We start from the raw sequence: 14,165 nt of genomic DNA on the forward strand, positions 1-14,165 counted from the left end.
ACAGGCCATGCAAAAAAGGCGCTTTTCTGGCTCTTGTGGTAGAATAGAGTTCATTCTGTGCATAAACTCTAATAACCGCTGTGAAATTAACGCAGCCAGCCATGCTGCATCTTGATGAGCGAACTATTTCATGACACCAGAACCTGATATTGACCTGGAGCACTCCTGTCCCTTCGTGGGCACTGACTTCGATCGAACCGTCCATTTCGGCTATCCGACGCATGAGAATCTCTGCTTTGCCCTGACGCGCGCCGAAGGGATCGAAATCGAGCATCAGGACACCTTTTGCCTGACGCGTGAGCACGTGCGCTGTCCACTCTATGTCAAGGCTGCGCCTTCGAGGACACGGGCCGCGGTCCTGGCCGAAGCGGACGACGCCGACGAACCTGCGGCGCTCACCGCGCTGCGCTATGTGCTGCTGGGCGCGGTCGTAATCGGCCTGGCCCTGGCCCTGGTCTGGTTTTGGCCGCAGATTCGCAGCCTGATCGAGCCTGCACGCATGGTGATTGCCGAACGCGCCACCGCGACGCTGCCAGCCTCCACGGCAGAGGTCACTGCCACCGATTTCATCCTGCAGGCCGTTGATGGCACGCCCATGCCCACGTCGCCGCCGTTCACAGCCACGAATACCCCCACCTCCACAGCGCCGCCGCCCACGTTCACCCCAACCGCGACTGCCACTGCGACTGCGTCACCGCCGCCGACCGCCACACCCACGCTGACGCCGCGCCCGCGCGCCACCAATACCCCGGTGCGCGCCACGCCCACCCGGCGCCCCACGGCCGCGCCGGCGACGATTGACAAAGCGCCCGTGTTGATCGCGCCGGCCAACAACCTCGTGACGAACGGCGAAGTCACCTTTGCCTGGAATTGGGCCGGCCCACCGCTGGTCGCCAACCAGGGCTTCGAGATACGGGTCTGGCGCGAGGGTCAGCCGGATCACTACGGCGCCAGCTCGCCCGTCAGCACCACCAGCGCCACCGTTGGCCTGGCCGGGTCCTATGGCGTGCAGCAGGGCGGCAGTGGCCGCTATTTCTGGACTGTGGCAGTGGTGCAGTTGAACCCCTACCGCCGCATTGGGCCGGAAGCCTCGGCACGCGTGCTCATGGTCGAACTGCCGGGCGGCGGCCCCACACCGGCGCCAACCCTGCCACCCTGAGAACTGGGCGCACGCCCTGATCGAAACATCGCCACAAGGAGTCTTTGAACATGCGTCTTGACGGACTGCGGCTGCGCCCGCACGCTTTTTGGATCGCGCTCTTGGTGGGCACAATCGCCGTCTCCTGTCTTCTCGCCTGGTCTGGCCCCGTTGCCGCCAACCCAGTGGCCGACATCAGCGGCTGGGCCAGCGTCACCGCCCTGCCCGAAGCCCTGGACAGCACGGCCGCGGTGGCCCTGGGCGACTGGCTGTACGTCATCGGCGGCCGCAACAGCGCAGGTAACGCCCTGAGCACGGTGCGGCGCGCCCGCATCAATGCCAACGGTACGCTCGGCGCCTGGCAGACCACCACCCCGCTGCCCGTGGCCCTCTACAGCCACAACGCCACGGTAGCCAACAATCGCATCTATGTGGCGGCCGGCTACGGCGCCAACTACGAACGCGCGGTCTACATGACCACCGCGGCCGCGGATGGCTCATTGGCGCCCTGGCAAAGCCTGACCCCGCTGCCCGACGGACAGCAGCGCGTGACGCATGCGTTCGCGGCGGTGGGCAATCAGCTTTTTGTCATCGGCGGCTACTTCCAGAACCCACTGGCGTCGGTCTGGCGGGCGAACATTCAGGCCAACGGCAGCCTCGGCGCCTGGACCGCCGCGCCCGCCCTGCCCACCCCCCTCTACCGCCTGAGCGCAGTGATGTTCGACAACGCGCTCTGGGTCAGCGGCGGCCGGCCCACCACAGCCACGGTCTCGCGCCAGGTCTACCGCGCACGGCTGCAGAACGACGGCAGCCTGGGCGCTTGGGAGAACCTGGGCGCAGCCCTGGCCGAAGGCCGCGCCGACCATGCCAGCGTGGCCGATCAGGGCCGTCTCTTCATTGTCGGCGGCACCGACGGCGCGGCCATCGAATCAACCGTCTTCGTCTTCGGCCTGGGCAGCAGCCTGACGCCGCTCCCGCCTGGCGCCTCACTGCCGGTTCCCCGTGCGCGCATGGCGATAGCCGCCAGCCAGGGCCATGACATCTACATCATCGGTGGCTGGAACGGATCAGCGCCCAGCGCCACCGTCTTCCAGGCGCGGGTTCAGCCGCCCACCCCCACGCCGACGGCCACACCGACACGCACGCCAACCGGTACGCGCACGCCGACCGCAACCCCCACGGTCACCCGCACCCCCACGCTCACCCCCACCTTGACGCCCACGCCGACCGCGACGGCCACCCGCACAGCCACCTTCACCGCCACGCCGACCGCCACCGCCACCCCAACGCCTGACCTGGCCCTGCGCCTGACCGGCAGCCGCAGCGGGTCAATCACCTGGGGCGACGAGATCACCTACACCATCGAGTACCAGGTGGGCGACGTGCCGGTGGAAAACGTTATCATCAGCAACACCCTGCCGATACTGCCCGCCGGCGCCTGGGAAATCGTTGACTTGGGCGGCGGCGAGTTGATCGGCAACGCGGTGCATTGGAATCTATCCGCGCTGGCCGCGCAACAAACGGGCAGTGTCAGCTACCGCATCCGCCTGCCAGCCGCGCCCCCCACCGCCACTCCCACCGACACGCCGACTGTTACGCCCACGGCCACCGATACGACCACCCCGGTAGACACCGCCACGCCCACCAACACGCCCGCGGTCACCGCCACCCCCACGGCTAGTTGGACACCCACGCCGACCGCTCCGTTCACAGCAACGCCCACGCCAACGTTGGCCGTCACCCCGACGCCCACGCCGACCGCTCCGTTCACAGCAACGCCCACGCCAACGTTAGCCGTCACCCCAACGTCCACGCCGACCAGCGTGACCGGGGTCGCGCAGTTCAGAGGTCGTCTCATTCAGCCCGGCGGCGGCAGCGTGCCCGGCTTTGCCTTTGTGCAACTTTGGGCCTCCGCCGATCCCAACCTGCTCGGCGCCTTCCTGGGCAACACTCAGAGCGACGGCAGCGGCTTTTTTGCCCTGCAAACCAGTGATCTGTCCTGGGCGGCCTATCATCTCTATCTCGCGCCCCAAGACCCCAATCAATACCAGTTCAATGTGGCGCTGGCCGGGCCTGGCGGCGTCAGCGTGAGCAACCGCTGGATCCGCTTCGCGAGTCCGGGCAGCGGCATCTTCGCTGACAACCTGTTCATCGTGACCTACCTGGCAACCTCGACGCCGACCGCGACGCCGCTGCCAACGGCCACGCCAACCGATACCCCGCTGGCAACGGCCACGCCGACCGATACACCGCTGCCAACGGCCACGCCGACCGATACCCCGCTGCCAACGGCCACGCCGACCGATACCCCGCTGGCAACGGCCACGCCGACCGATACGCCGCTGGCAACGGTCACACCGACCGATACCCCGCTGCCCACGGCCACGCCGACCGATACCCCGCTGGCAACGGCCACGCCGACCGATACACCGCTGGTAACGGCCACGCCGACCGATACACCGCTGCCCACGGCCACGCCGACCGACACGCCGCTGCCAACGGCCACGCCGACCGACACGGCGCTGGTGACCAGCACGCCGACCGCTACCCCGACATCAACGCCGACCTCCTTTGCCACGCCCGTTCGGCGTGGGGCGTTGAGTGCGGCGCTGACCGCGGGCAGTCGCTCGCCGCGGCTCCAGGATGGCTGTCATGACAGCCTGGTGCTGGTCAATGTGGGCGCGCAGGCCAGTTGGACGGCCAATGGGGCAACGGCAACGACCCAGAGCCATCAATGGTTGAACGGCTGCCTGCTCTTTGCGCCGATCATCCCCCGTTGAAGACATCAACACGGCGGAAGCCATGGCTGACACGCCTGTCATAGAGAACGCAACGACTTTTCGCCGCCGATCGGTCGCCATCGTGGGCCTGGGCCTGATGGGCGGCTCCCTGGCGCTGGCCCTCAAGGCTGCAGGGCACCAGGGCCGCCTCATCGGCATTGCCCGGCGGCCGCAGACGCTGCACACGGCGCAGGCGCTCGGCGCCATTGATGACGCCGACAGCGATCTGTCAGCGGTTAGTGCGGCCGACCTGGTGATTCTGGCGACGCCGGTGCGCACCTTACTGCGCCAAATCCCCGAGGTGACCCAGCACATGCAGCCGGGCGCGCTGCTGCTTGACCTGGGCAGCACCAAGCAAACGGTGTGCGCGGCGCTGGCGCTGACGCCGCCGGCGTTACAAGTGCTGGGCGGTCATCCGATGTGCGGCAAAGAAACGTCGGGACTGGAAGTGGCCGAGGCGACGCTGTATCAAGACAAGACCTTTGTGCTGTGCCCGCTGTCCCGCACCAGCCCGACCAGCCTGGCGACCGGCCTGGCGTTGATCGAAGCGCTGGGCGCGCGACCCCTCGTCATGGAGCCGGCCCGCCATGATCGCCTGGTGGCGACCATCAGCCATCTGCCTTATCTGTTGGCCGCCGCCCTGGTGAACCTGACCAGCCAGGTGGGCGCAGACGATGCCGAGGTATGGCAGGTGGCCGCCAGCGGTTTTCGGGACACCTCCCGCCTGGCCGGCAGCGACCCGGCCATGATGTTGGACATCTTGTTGACCAATCGGCCAGCCGTGCGCGCCGCGCTGGCAGCCTTCCGCCAGGAGCTGGAGCAACTGGACGCCTGGCTGGCCGACGACGACGAAACGGCCCTGCTGCACCGGCTGCAAGCGGCGCAGGCGCAGCGTCTCGCCTTTGCTCGGGGCCAGGTTGTGAGTGGGGGACAGGTTTAACGCAGGGACGCAAAGTGGACTGAGAATTCAAGGATGGGAAGGTCACACATGAACAGTTTGACCGTGCAGCGGTCGGAAGCGCTGATCGGGCAGGTGCGAGTACCCGGCGACAAATCCATTTCACATCGGGCCGTCCTGTTCGGCTCCCTGGCCGATGGCGTCAGCCGGGTGCGTGGCTTTCCGCGCGGGGGCGACTGCCTGGCGACCCTGGAGTGTGTGCGCCGTCTCGGCATCGAGATCGAAGAGGCCGGCGCGGACGAGCTGCTGATTCATGGCCGCGGGCTGCACGGCTGGCAGGAGCCATCCCTGCCGCTCGATTGCGTCACCTCCGGCACGACCATGCGCCTGTTGGCCGGGCTGGTGGCCGGCGCGGGCATCTTCGCGGTGCTCAGCGGCGGGCCGCAGCTCAGCCGGCGCCCCATGGGACGCGTGGCCGAACCGCTGCGCAAGATGGGCGCGATCGTGCTGGGTCGCCAACGCGGCACGCTGCCGCCGCTGGCGATTCAGGGCGGCAACCTGCGCGGTATTGACTACCGGCTGCCGATCGCCAGCGCCCAGGTCAAATCGGCGATCCTGCTGGCCGGCCTCTTCACACACGACCTGACGGTGGTGGTCGAACCTGGTCCCAGCCGCGATCACACCGAGCGCATGTTGCGCGCCATGGGCGCACCGGTGCATACCCTGGGCGCCAAAATCACCAGCGAAGCGCCCACAATGCCCTTGCAGCCGCTGGATCTGCGCGTGCCGGCCGACATGTCTTCGGCCGCGTTTCTGCTGACGGCTGCCGTCCTGGTGCCAGGATCAGTCATCACCCTGGAGGATGTGGTGCTCAACCCCACCCGCCGCGGGTTGTTCGACATCCTGCGCCGCATGGGCGCGGACCTGCGTATCAGCGAAGAGACGGAGGTCTGCGGCGAGCCGGTGGGGCACATCACCGCACGGCCTGGCCCGCTGACGGCAACCACCGTGGCGGGAGAAATGGTGGTGCGCGCCATTGACGAACTACCGGTGCTGGCGGTGGCCGCAACCCAGGCGCATGGCATCACCACCGTGCGCAACGCCGAAGAATTGCGCGTCAAGGAGACCGACCGCATCAGCACGGTGGTGGCCGAGCTGCGCAAGCTGGGCGCACACATCGAGGCGCAGCCTGACGGCTTCATCGTCGAAGGGCCAACCCCGCTGCGCGGCGCCGTGGTGGATTCGCACGGCGATCATCGTCTGGCGATGGCCCTGTGCATCGCCGGGCTGCTGGCGCACGGCGAAACCACCATCATGGACACGGAATGCATCGCGGACTCGTTCCCCGGCTTCGAGCGCCTGCTGGTCAAGCTGGGCGCCGAGGTGAGCTGATGGAGACGGCGGGCCGGAAGCGCCTGGGACTCCTGGGCTGGCCTAGGCCCATTCGCTCAGCCCGGCCATGCACAACGCCGCCCTGGCCGCCTTGGGCCTGCCCTGGACCTACGAACTGCTGCCGACGCCGCCCGCTGACCTGGCGGCCGCCGTGCGCAGGCTGCGAACCGAGGGCTTCATCGGCGCCAACGTCACCGTGCCGCACAAGCAGGCGGTGCTGGCCCTGGTAGATGACCTGACGCCGGCGGCGCGGGCGATGGGCGCGGTCAACACCCTCTTTTGGGCCACGCCGGCGCTGCAAGGGGAAAACAAGGCTATTGGCACCGACGACGGGCCGATGGTAAAATACGGAGAGATGCGTGTCTCACGCCTGTTGGGAGACAACACCGACGGCAGCGGTTTCATCGCCGATTTGCTGGCGCACGGGGTCCAAGTGATCGGGCAGCAGGTGTTGGTAATTGGCGGAGGTGGCGCGGCGCGGGCCGTGGTCTTTGCCCTTGTGGCGGCCGGCGCAGCCGTGACCATCGTCAACCGCACGCTGGCGCACGCCGAAACCATTGCCGCAATCGTCACTTATCATTACCCGGCGGCGTCTGTATCCTGTGCGCGCTTCCCCGAGGCCCTGGCCCCCGCGGCCGCGGGCGCGGGGCTGATCGTCAACACCACCTCGGTGGGCATGTGGCCGGATGAGGATGCGATGCCCTGGGATCAGGCCTTGGCGCTGCGGCCTGACCAGATCGTGTATGACCTGGTTTACAGACCCCGCCTGACCACCTTCCTGCGCCATGCCCAGGTGGGCGGCGCACGCGTGATTGACGGTCTGGGCATGCTGGTGCAGCAGGGCGCCGCCGCCCTCACCCGCTGGACTGGCAGGCCGGCCCCGGTGGCTGTCATGCGTGCCGCGGCCGAAGCAGCCCTGGCGCAACATTGAGCGCCAGTCGAATGCGCTCATCACGGGCGGGGATCAGCCAGTCGGCGCAGGCCGACTTGGCAATGGTTGCAGCGGTTTCAACCGCCGGTATAGTTGTGAGAGGAATCCTATGAACACACCCGTGGATCAGGTCGGTTTGGCCCCCTACTGGCTCCTTTGCGCCATTGCCGCCGGCGCAATGATGCTGGCCGATTACTGGCTGACCCTGTGGGCGGCGCAGCCGGCGCTGCGGGCCGGCGCTGTGTACGAACTCAACCCCTGGCTGCGGTCGGCCGTGACCAATCAACGTTGGTTTTATGGGCCGTTCATGGCCGCGGCGCTGGGCGTCATCGTCATGTTGGCACTAATTGGCAGCATGGTGCGCGGCGCGGAAGATGCCTTCCTCTTTTATGCCCTCAGCAGCGGCATCATCGTGACGCGGCTGCACCTGGTGATCTTGCATCTGCTCAACCGCCTGCGCCCGGCCCGGCGCGCAGATTCGCCCCTGCGCGTGCTAACCGTATCCGCGGCCCTACTCAAACTAGCCAAACAGCAAACAGCCCTGACTGTGTTGTGGACGCTGGCCGTCCGTTTCAACCGCTTGCCCTGGCTGCAGCCCTGGCTGGTAGGCGCGGCCGCCGGCTTCATGCTCATGGCCGCCATGTCGCTGTTCTGGCATGAAATCGAACTGCGCCGCCTGCGCCGCACCTACTCCGCCAGCGCCCCGTTGCCCATCAAGAACAATTCCCGCCCGTAAGAACGACTCCTCCGCGCCCTTGCGTTGAATTCGTCAACGCCAAGACCCAAAGGGCGTCCTTGCCCCGCGCTTCACCGTGAGAGCGAGATGCGATCCACCTCGATCACATCCGCGCCGCCGGGCTGAATGTACAGCCGCGGCAAGCCTGCCCGCTCAGGATCGTATAGCCCGGCCATGAGGCGATAGACCCCTGGCGCCAAATCAGCCGGCAGATCAAGATCATAGGTCGTGACGGCCACCTCGCCCGGCAGCCACGCGCGGGTGGGACGGTCGCCCGGCGCCAGATTGACCTGGCTGCGCATCTGCCCATCCTCATCCCACAACTGCACGAAACTGCCCAGATCGGTCGCCGGAGAGATCAGCGCCTGCCAGGCCAGGGTGACGCGCCAGGTCTGCCCCGGTCGGTCAGGCCGCGGGGCCAGATTGGCGCCCAGCAGGCGCAGCACGCCGTTGAAGTCCGCGCCGATGGCGATCTCCAGCGGCGGCGGATCGAAGCGCCGCGTGCTGCTCAGCACGGTCAACGGTAAGATGGCCGCGACTCCGGCTGACGTCCCATCCGCCCCGCTCAGCGCGAGGTGCAGGGTCCAGGCGCCGGCCGTGGCGCTGATGGGCAGCGACGGCGCGGCCAGGGTCAACACCTGCGCCTGCGCCGGCCAGGCAGACGGCGCCCAGTCAGACGCCAGGGCCAGGATTGGGCCGGGCAGCGCAGTTCCGTCCGCGGCCTGCCACTCCAGGTGCAGGCGATAATTGGCCGCGGGCGCCATCTCCCCCACCTGCCACCAGAGCGCCAGCGCCAGGCGAGATCCAGGCTCCGCGGCCGCCGGCGCCAGCCAGCCGCGGCTGAGGGTCAGGTCAGGCGCCAGGCGCTGCGCCGCGGGCAGGGTCACAGCAGCGGCCGGCGCGGGTGGACCGGCCAGTCCTTGCCTGACCAGCGCCGGTATCTGCACAGCGGTCAGGCGCACCCCGGCGCCCTGCGAAACGCCACGAGCGTCCAGCACCTCCAGGCTGGCGGGCTGACCCTCGGCATAGACGCGCAGACGTACGTCGTAGACGCCAGCCGGTGTACCCGCCCACATCTGCAGGGGCACGACGGCAAATACCGGTGCGCCTGGCCGCCAGCGGTTGGTGGGAAAATCGTACACTGACAGGCGCCGGTCGGCTATTTGCCCCCACACCTGGCCCTGGTCATCCACGATCTCCGCGGCCAGCTTGAGGTCCGCGCTGAGCGGCTGCAGGGCCTGCCATTCCAGGCGCAGCGTCGAAGTCGGCACGCCGGCCGCCGCGGGCTGGCTCCACCCCAGCAGCTTCACCTGGCCGCCAAAGGTCAGATCGCTGGGCACGGTCAGCGGCGGCGCGGCGCTGAACACCGCGTCCGGCGGCAGGGAAAAATGGCGCAGGCCGATCTGCGCGAACTGAGCCGGAACCGGCAGCTCGGTCCCCGCCCGCGCCAGTTGATCGGCCACAAAGCCAACCGGATCCACCACGTTGTCCTGCCAGCTAACCAGCCAGGCCCCCGACCGCCCGGCGACCTGCGCCTGTAACGTCGTTGCCGCGTCGTAACCAAGCACCTGGTTCACATCCAGCACATCGAAGGACGGCAGGCGCAGCGGCGGCCGCAACGGGGCATAGTAATTCCAAACCGGAAAGGCATGACCGCTCACCAGAATGATGGTTTCATCATCTTGACTATGCGAAACTGCATAGTGAGCCGCGCCGCGCCAATCGGCCTTAGCGAAAGCAGGGTCGGAGAACCAGTTGTTTACGGATTGGATGGAGAGCAGCAGCGCGAGGCCAAGCAGAAGCCCCGCCAACGGCCGACCGCGCCCGCTGCGCCAGGTCCACAAACCGCTTAGCCCGCTGCCCAACAGCAGGTAGAACGCGGGCGTCACCAGCAGGAGGTAGCGGGGGTTGAACTTGGGTGTGCGCAGGGCGAGGAGCAGAATCAGGAACGACCGGCAGGAGCAGGTAGAGGAGCAAGAAGATGAGAGCCAGGCCGGCGCGGCGGCGATCTGCGACCTGGCGAACAAGGAGCAAGCCCAGGCCGAGCAGCGCGGCAGCCAGGATCAAGCCCCACGCGGGCAGCCAGGCAACCGCGGTCGTTTCCAGCATCATCTCCGGCGCGCCCAGGGTGAGGGCGATGGCGAGATGGCGTAGGGCTTCACCGATCTTCAGCGGGCCTTGCCAGTAGCTGGCGTCTACCTGGTAGCGGTTGAGCAGGAAGGGGAGCCAGGGGATGTAGAGCAGTAGAACGGCAACGGTCGCCAGCCCAGCCTCAAGCAGGCGTTGGCGCCAATCGGCAGCAGAGCGCAGCCAAAGCGCCAGCAGATAGAAAATTCCCAGGGCCAGGAGGAGAAAAAGGGCGAAGTAGTGGGTGTAGAGCGCGGCCGCGGCGGTGAGCACGGCCGTCAGCCACAACCAACGCCGCGCGTGCGCAGCGCCGGTCATGAGCAGCCGCAGCAAGAGGTAGGCGATCAGAACGCCCAGGCCGGTGAGCAGGGTGTAGTTGCGCGCCTCTTGCGCGTAGTAAAGCCAGGGCGGCGAAAGAACGGTCAGGAGGAGCAACGGCAGCGCGAAGCCGAATGAATTCGGGGCGAGACGCCCGCCGAATGAATTCGGGGCGAACGGGCGTTCCGCCGCAAGGTCGGCCTGCGCCGACCGGCGCCGCGTCCGCGCAGCGCCGCCGAATGAATTCGGGGCGAACGGGCGTTCCGCCGCAAGGTCGGCCTGCGCCGACCCACGCCGCGTCCGCGTAGGTGGACGCCTGGCGGTACGCCCTTTAGATGCGATTTCAATCGCCTGGCCCGAGGCAAACCGCCAGAGGCGGCGCTGCAGGGCCAGGAGCAGGGGGAGGGTGAGCAGGCCGGCGGCCACGGAGGGGAAGCGCAGGGCCCATTCGCTGGCGCCGGCCAGCCGCGTCCAACCGGCGACCAGGACGTAGTAGAGCGGCGGCTGGATGTCGTCGGCGGTCCAGCGCGCCAGATCGGCCAGATTGCGCTGGCTGATGGCCGCGGTCACGCCTTCATCGTACCAGAGGCTGGGCGCGGCCAGGCGGTGAAGGCGCAGCGCCAGGGCCAACAAGAGAAGAAGCAGCACAGGCCACAGACGGCGAGCGGGATGGATTGGGTGTGTTGGCATGATGGGAATTGTAACGCAGGAGCGGTGAGCGTCCAAACCGGCGGCGCCGCGGAGGCCGGCTCGCTAACTTGCGGCGGGGGTGGTGTAGCTGACCAGTTGTTCCTGCAGGCGTTGAACCCGGCGCTCCAGGCCGCCCGGCTCCTCCAGCGGCTCGCCGCGGGCCGCGGCCAGGGTCAATTGCGCTGAGCAGGCGGCAGAAGCCGATGCCGCGGCTGATGGCCCAGTCAATGATGCCGCCGCAGAGTGCGCCCGATTGGGAGAGGAACGCGATGTGGCCGCGGGGCCGCATGTCTTTGACGAAGGTGGTGTTGAGCATTGGAGCGCAAAGGCGCCAGGACGCAGCGGCCTCGATCAAGCCAGTTTACGCAAGGGGGCCGGTCCTCGATGCCATCGAGCCAGCGGAGCAGAAACGATGATGCAAAAGAACAGAGCCGGTCGGGGGTGACCGGCTCCGCAGGCGCTGGGTTGATCGCCCCAACGCTGACTTCGACGCTGTGTCGCTAACAGATCACACTCTCGACAGTGTGAAGCGTATCTGGTCCGCTCAGCACGTCGTACGCAGTATCGGCGCCATTGCCCCCCTTGACCGTGTCCAGCGCGCCGTCGCCGCCGCAGCCGCCCCCCGCGTAGAGGATGTCGTTGCCCGCGTCTCCAGTGAGTACGTCCGCGCCGATCCCGCCATCAAGGGTGTCATTGCCAACGTCGCCCAGCAGCGTGTCATTGCCCGCGCCGCCACTAAGAGTGTCGTTGCCGGCCTGTCCATAAAGGGTGTCATCGCCATCATTGCCATTCATAATGTCGTCGTTCGCCCCGCCTTCCGTGCCGCCATACAGGGTGTCATTGTCAGCGCCGCCGTTCATGGTGTCGCTGCCGGCCTTACCGTAGATGACATCGTCCCCGGCATCGCCATCGAGCAGGTCGTTGCCATTGCCGCCGTTGATCGTGTCCCCGCGCCCCGTGTTTTCCCCCAGCATCTTGCCCCGCGGCCAGGGCCGTCCATAGCCGTCGGGTAGGCGTAGCTGCTGCCGTTGAACGTCACATGGAGGGTCGTCGCGTCGCCGCTGATCGTCACACTGTCACCAGCCAGGTCATCGCCATGCTGCCGCGCCACCCTCAGATGTAGACACCGCCGAAGGGCGGAGCCATAAATCAACGCGGGATGGATGACGGGCCGTGCACGTCGTGTCTACCGGTCTGCTCGGCGCCCCCCGCATTTGTGAGGACGCTGGCGCCCTGGCCGGGGCGGGGACCTGTCGGTGGTGTGGGTGTTGGGGGGGGCGGGGGGGCAATTGTGCGCCTGGTACATTGACCATTGGTAAAGCGTGCCGTTTGAATCAGGTTATAACCCTACTGGTAAAGACGGGTTTGTTTCGGCGGGGCGGGTCGTGTTCTATTTGTGTGCCGCGGTTCTGATGCCCCGTGTGGCTCGGCGGCCAGCACGCGATTGCCATAAATAGTGCTGTGAACAATGTTCAACGTGCCGCCGCTGTTAAGGATCCCCCCACCACTGCTAAAAGCACTGTTGTTAGTAATGGTGCTGTTGGTGATAGTCACTTCGGTGCCGGATTGCATCTTGATGGCGCCGCCGTGAGCGTCGTAGGTTCCGTCAGCGATGTTGTCAGAGAGGGTACTGTTGGCAATATTCAAAATACCGCTCTGTACCCTAATGCCGCCGCCATCCCAATTGGTGGAAGGATGCCCATTCGAGATGGTGATGTTGTTGAGCGTCAGATTGGCGCCAGTGGACAAGTTGTTGAGCGTCAGATTGTCGGCAGTGTACAAATAGAAGATGCGGAACGCAGGTGTGTTCGCATCACTGCTGCGTTTGATGGTGGAACCATTGCCGTTGATGGTGATCTGGCTGGTGATAACGGGCAGGCCGTTGCCGCCCCTGTTGTTGGCGGAGTTGTCAATGGTATCCAGTATGTAGTTTGCACTGGAAGCCAGTTCGATGACGTCGGCCCCGCTGCCGGCGGTGCAGTCCGTCGAACCGGATTGGCTATCGTCGTTGGCATTAATGATGGCTTCCCGCAGGGAGCATTGGCCGTTGGTGTTTTGTTCGTATGCGGTGGTGGTAACGGTGATGGTGGCCTCGATGCCGTCGCAGACCGGCATGTGGATGTCCATCACGATCACGTCCGGGCGGGCGCTGCGGGCCAGGGCTTGGGCCTCCAGACCGTCATGAGCCATGCCCACCACGTGCAGGCCATAGGCGGTCAGCAGATTGTGGAGACCCTCCAAAAAGATGGGTTGGTCGTCCACCAGCAGCACCCGCAGGTCTTTGAGGGGGCCAGCCAGCTCCCCGATTCCCTCCCGCCCCACCGGGAAGCTGATTTCGATGGCCGTGCCCTCCCCCGGCCGGCTGCGGATTTGCAGGTCGCCGCCCAGGGCCGCGGCGCGCTCGGCCATGCCCGCCAAGCCGAAATGTCCCGCGTCCGCAGTGGACGGTCCCGCGGGCTGACCCAGGTCGGAGAGCGGCCGGGCCGTGTCGGGGAGAAGCGCCCGGGCGTCGAAGCCCCGCCCCGCGTCGGCGATGGTCACGCGCATCCGCGCCCCCTCCTGGCGGAAGCTGATCCGGGCCTGCTCCACGCCGCTGTGCCGCCGGACGTTGGTCAGGCTCTCCTGGATGATGCGCAGCAGGTGCAGCTCCTTGTCCGGCGGCAGCAGCAGACCGGGCTGGGGCGGCAGATCCAGCGTCACCTCCATCTGGTAGAGCTGGCGCAGACGGACGGCGTAGGCTTGCAGATTGCCCCAGAAGTCCTGGGGCGCCGCAGCCAGGCTGCTGCGCATGCCCAGGATGAACTCCCGGACCTGGTTGTGGCCTTCTTGGGCCACTTCGCCCAACTGTTCCAGGGCGATGAGGCCGGCCTCTTCCTTGCCCGCGGCCAGGAGGGCGGCGGCGGTTTGGCTTTGCAGGCTGAGAAAGCCAAAGATCTGCCCCAGGTGGTCGTGGAGATCCCGGCCGATCTGCGCCCGCTCCTCCAGCACCGCGATCGAGCGCTGCTGGCTGAGCAGCCGGGCCTCGGTGATCATGCGCTCTGTGACGTCCCGGCTGAAGCGGGCATAGCCCAGCAGATGGCCGGCGCTGTCGTAGATGCCGGCGATGCGGGAGGCGATCTGGCGGAGGCCGTTGGGGCCGGCCAGCGCCATCACGT

10 protein-coding genes are annotated in these 14,165 nt (G+C 67.0%); 6 read left to right on the forward strand and 4 right to left on the reverse strand.

The window, feature by feature from the left end; all coding sequences use genetic code 11:
* Positions 1-130 precede the first annotated feature (130 nt).
* From IPM84_08420 to IPM84_08445, 6 genes are all read left to right on the forward strand, one after another.
* The gene (locus IPM84_08420) at positions 131-1,159 is read left to right on the forward strand and encodes a hypothetical protein (GenBank protein ID MBK9092788.1); all 1,029 of its coding nucleotides are present in this window, start codon (positions 131-133) and stop codon (positions 1,157-1,159) included.
* 50 nt (positions 1,160-1,209) lie between these two features.
* Positions 1,210-3,918 (forward strand): hypothetical protein, encoded by a 2,709-nt coding sequence (locus IPM84_08425; protein MBK9092789.1) that lies wholly within the window; start codon positions 1,210-1,212, stop codon positions 3,916-3,918.
* Positions 3,919-3,940: 22 nt separating this feature from the next.
* A complete protein-coding gene (locus IPM84_08430) occupies positions 3,941-4,858 on the forward strand; it encodes a prephenate dehydrogenase (GenBank protein MBK9092790.1) in 918 nt (305 codons plus the stop codon).
* A 48-nt stretch (positions 4,859-4,906) separates the two neighbouring features.
* A complete protein-coding gene (gene aroA, locus IPM84_08435; GenBank protein MBK9092791.1) occupies positions 4,907-6,208 on the forward strand; it encodes a 3-phosphoshikimate 1-carboxyvinyltransferase in 1,302 nt (433 codons plus the stop codon).
* A gap of 67 nt (positions 6,209-6,275) precedes the next feature.
* A complete protein-coding gene (locus IPM84_08440; GenBank protein ID MBK9092792.1) occupies positions 6,276-7,139 on the forward strand; it encodes a shikimate dehydrogenase in 864 nt (287 codons plus the stop codon).
* A gap of 109 nt (positions 7,140-7,248) precedes the next feature.
* On the forward strand, positions 7,249-7,875 hold the full coding sequence (locus tag IPM84_08445) for a hypothetical protein (GenBank protein MBK9092793.1): 627 nt from the start codon (positions 7,249-7,251) through the stop codon (positions 7,873-7,875).
* A 71-nt stretch (positions 7,876-7,946) separates the two neighbouring features.
* On the opposite strand, the gene IPM84_08450 is transcribed toward IPM84_08445, so the two are convergent.
* The 4 genes from IPM84_08450 to IPM84_08465 form a co-directional block, all read right to left on the reverse strand.
* Positions 7,947-9,764 carry a hypothetical protein gene (locus tag IPM84_08450; GenBank protein MBK9092794.1) on the reverse strand — a complete coding sequence of 606 codons (1,818 nt, stop codon included), beginning with the start codon at positions 9,762-9,764 and terminating at the stop codon, positions 7,947-7,949.
* A 1,130-nt stretch (positions 9,765-10,894) separates the two neighbouring features.
* Positions 10,895-11,326 carry a hypothetical protein gene (locus IPM84_08455; GenBank protein MBK9092795.1) on the reverse strand — a complete coding sequence of 144 codons (432 nt, stop codon included), beginning with the start codon at positions 11,324-11,326 and terminating at the stop codon, positions 10,895-10,897.
* A 184-nt stretch (positions 11,327-11,510) separates the two neighbouring features.
* Positions 11,511-11,984: a hypothetical protein gene (locus IPM84_08460; GenBank protein ID MBK9092796.1), complete on the reverse strand. Its 474-nt coding sequence runs from the start codon at positions 11,982-11,984 to the stop codon at positions 11,511-11,513.
* A 373-nt stretch (positions 11,985-12,357) separates the two neighbouring features.
* Positions 12,358-14,160, reverse strand: coding sequence for a response regulator (locus tag IPM84_08465; GenBank protein MBK9092797.1), 1,803 nt, complete (start codon positions 14,158-14,160; stop codon positions 12,358-12,360).
* Positions 14,161-14,165: the final 5 nt, after the last annotated feature.

The sequence above is a fragment of the Candidatus Amarolinea dominans genome (genome assembly GCA_016719785.1).
GTDB classification, from domain to species: Bacteria; Chloroflexota; Anaerolineae; order SSC4; family Amarolineaceae; genus Amarolinea; species Amarolinea dominans.

What these genes read in the sequence shown, in the direction of transcription:
- IPM84_08420 (MBK9092788.1), top strand. Translation starts at nt 131, where the DNA reads ATGACACCAGAACCTGATATTGACCTGGAGCACTCCTGTCCCTTCGTG.
- IPM84_08425 (MBK9092789.1), top strand. Translation starts at nt 1,210, where the DNA reads ATGCGTCTTGACGGACTGCGGCTGCGCCCGCACGCTTTTTGGATCGCG.
- IPM84_08430 (MBK9092790.1), top strand. Translation starts at nt 3,941, where the DNA reads ATGGCTGACACGCCTGTCATAGAGAACGCAACGACTTTTCGCCGCCGA.
- aroA (MBK9092791.1), top strand. Translation starts at nt 4,907, where the DNA reads ATGAACAGTTTGACCGTGCAGCGGTCGGAAGCGCTGATCGGGCAGGTG.
- IPM84_08440 (MBK9092792.1), top strand. Translation starts at nt 6,276, where the DNA reads ATGCACAACGCCGCCCTGGCCGCCTTGGGCCTGCCCTGGACCTACGAA.
- IPM84_08445 (MBK9092793.1), top strand. Translation starts at nt 7,249, where the DNA reads ATGAACACACCCGTGGATCAGGTCGGTTTGGCCCCCTACTGGCTCCTT.
- IPM84_08455 (MBK9092795.1), bottom strand. Translation starts at nt 11,326, where the DNA reads ATGCTCAACACCACCTTCGTCAAAGACATGCGGCCCCGCGGCCACATC.
- IPM84_08460 (MBK9092796.1), bottom strand. Translation starts at nt 11,984, where the DNA reads ATGCTGGGGGAAAACACGGGGCGCGGGGACACGATCAACGGCGGCAAT.
- IPM84_08465 (MBK9092797.1), bottom strand. Translation starts at nt 14,160, where the DNA reads ATGGCGCTGGCCGGCCCCAACGGCCTCCGCCAGATCGCCTCCCGCATC.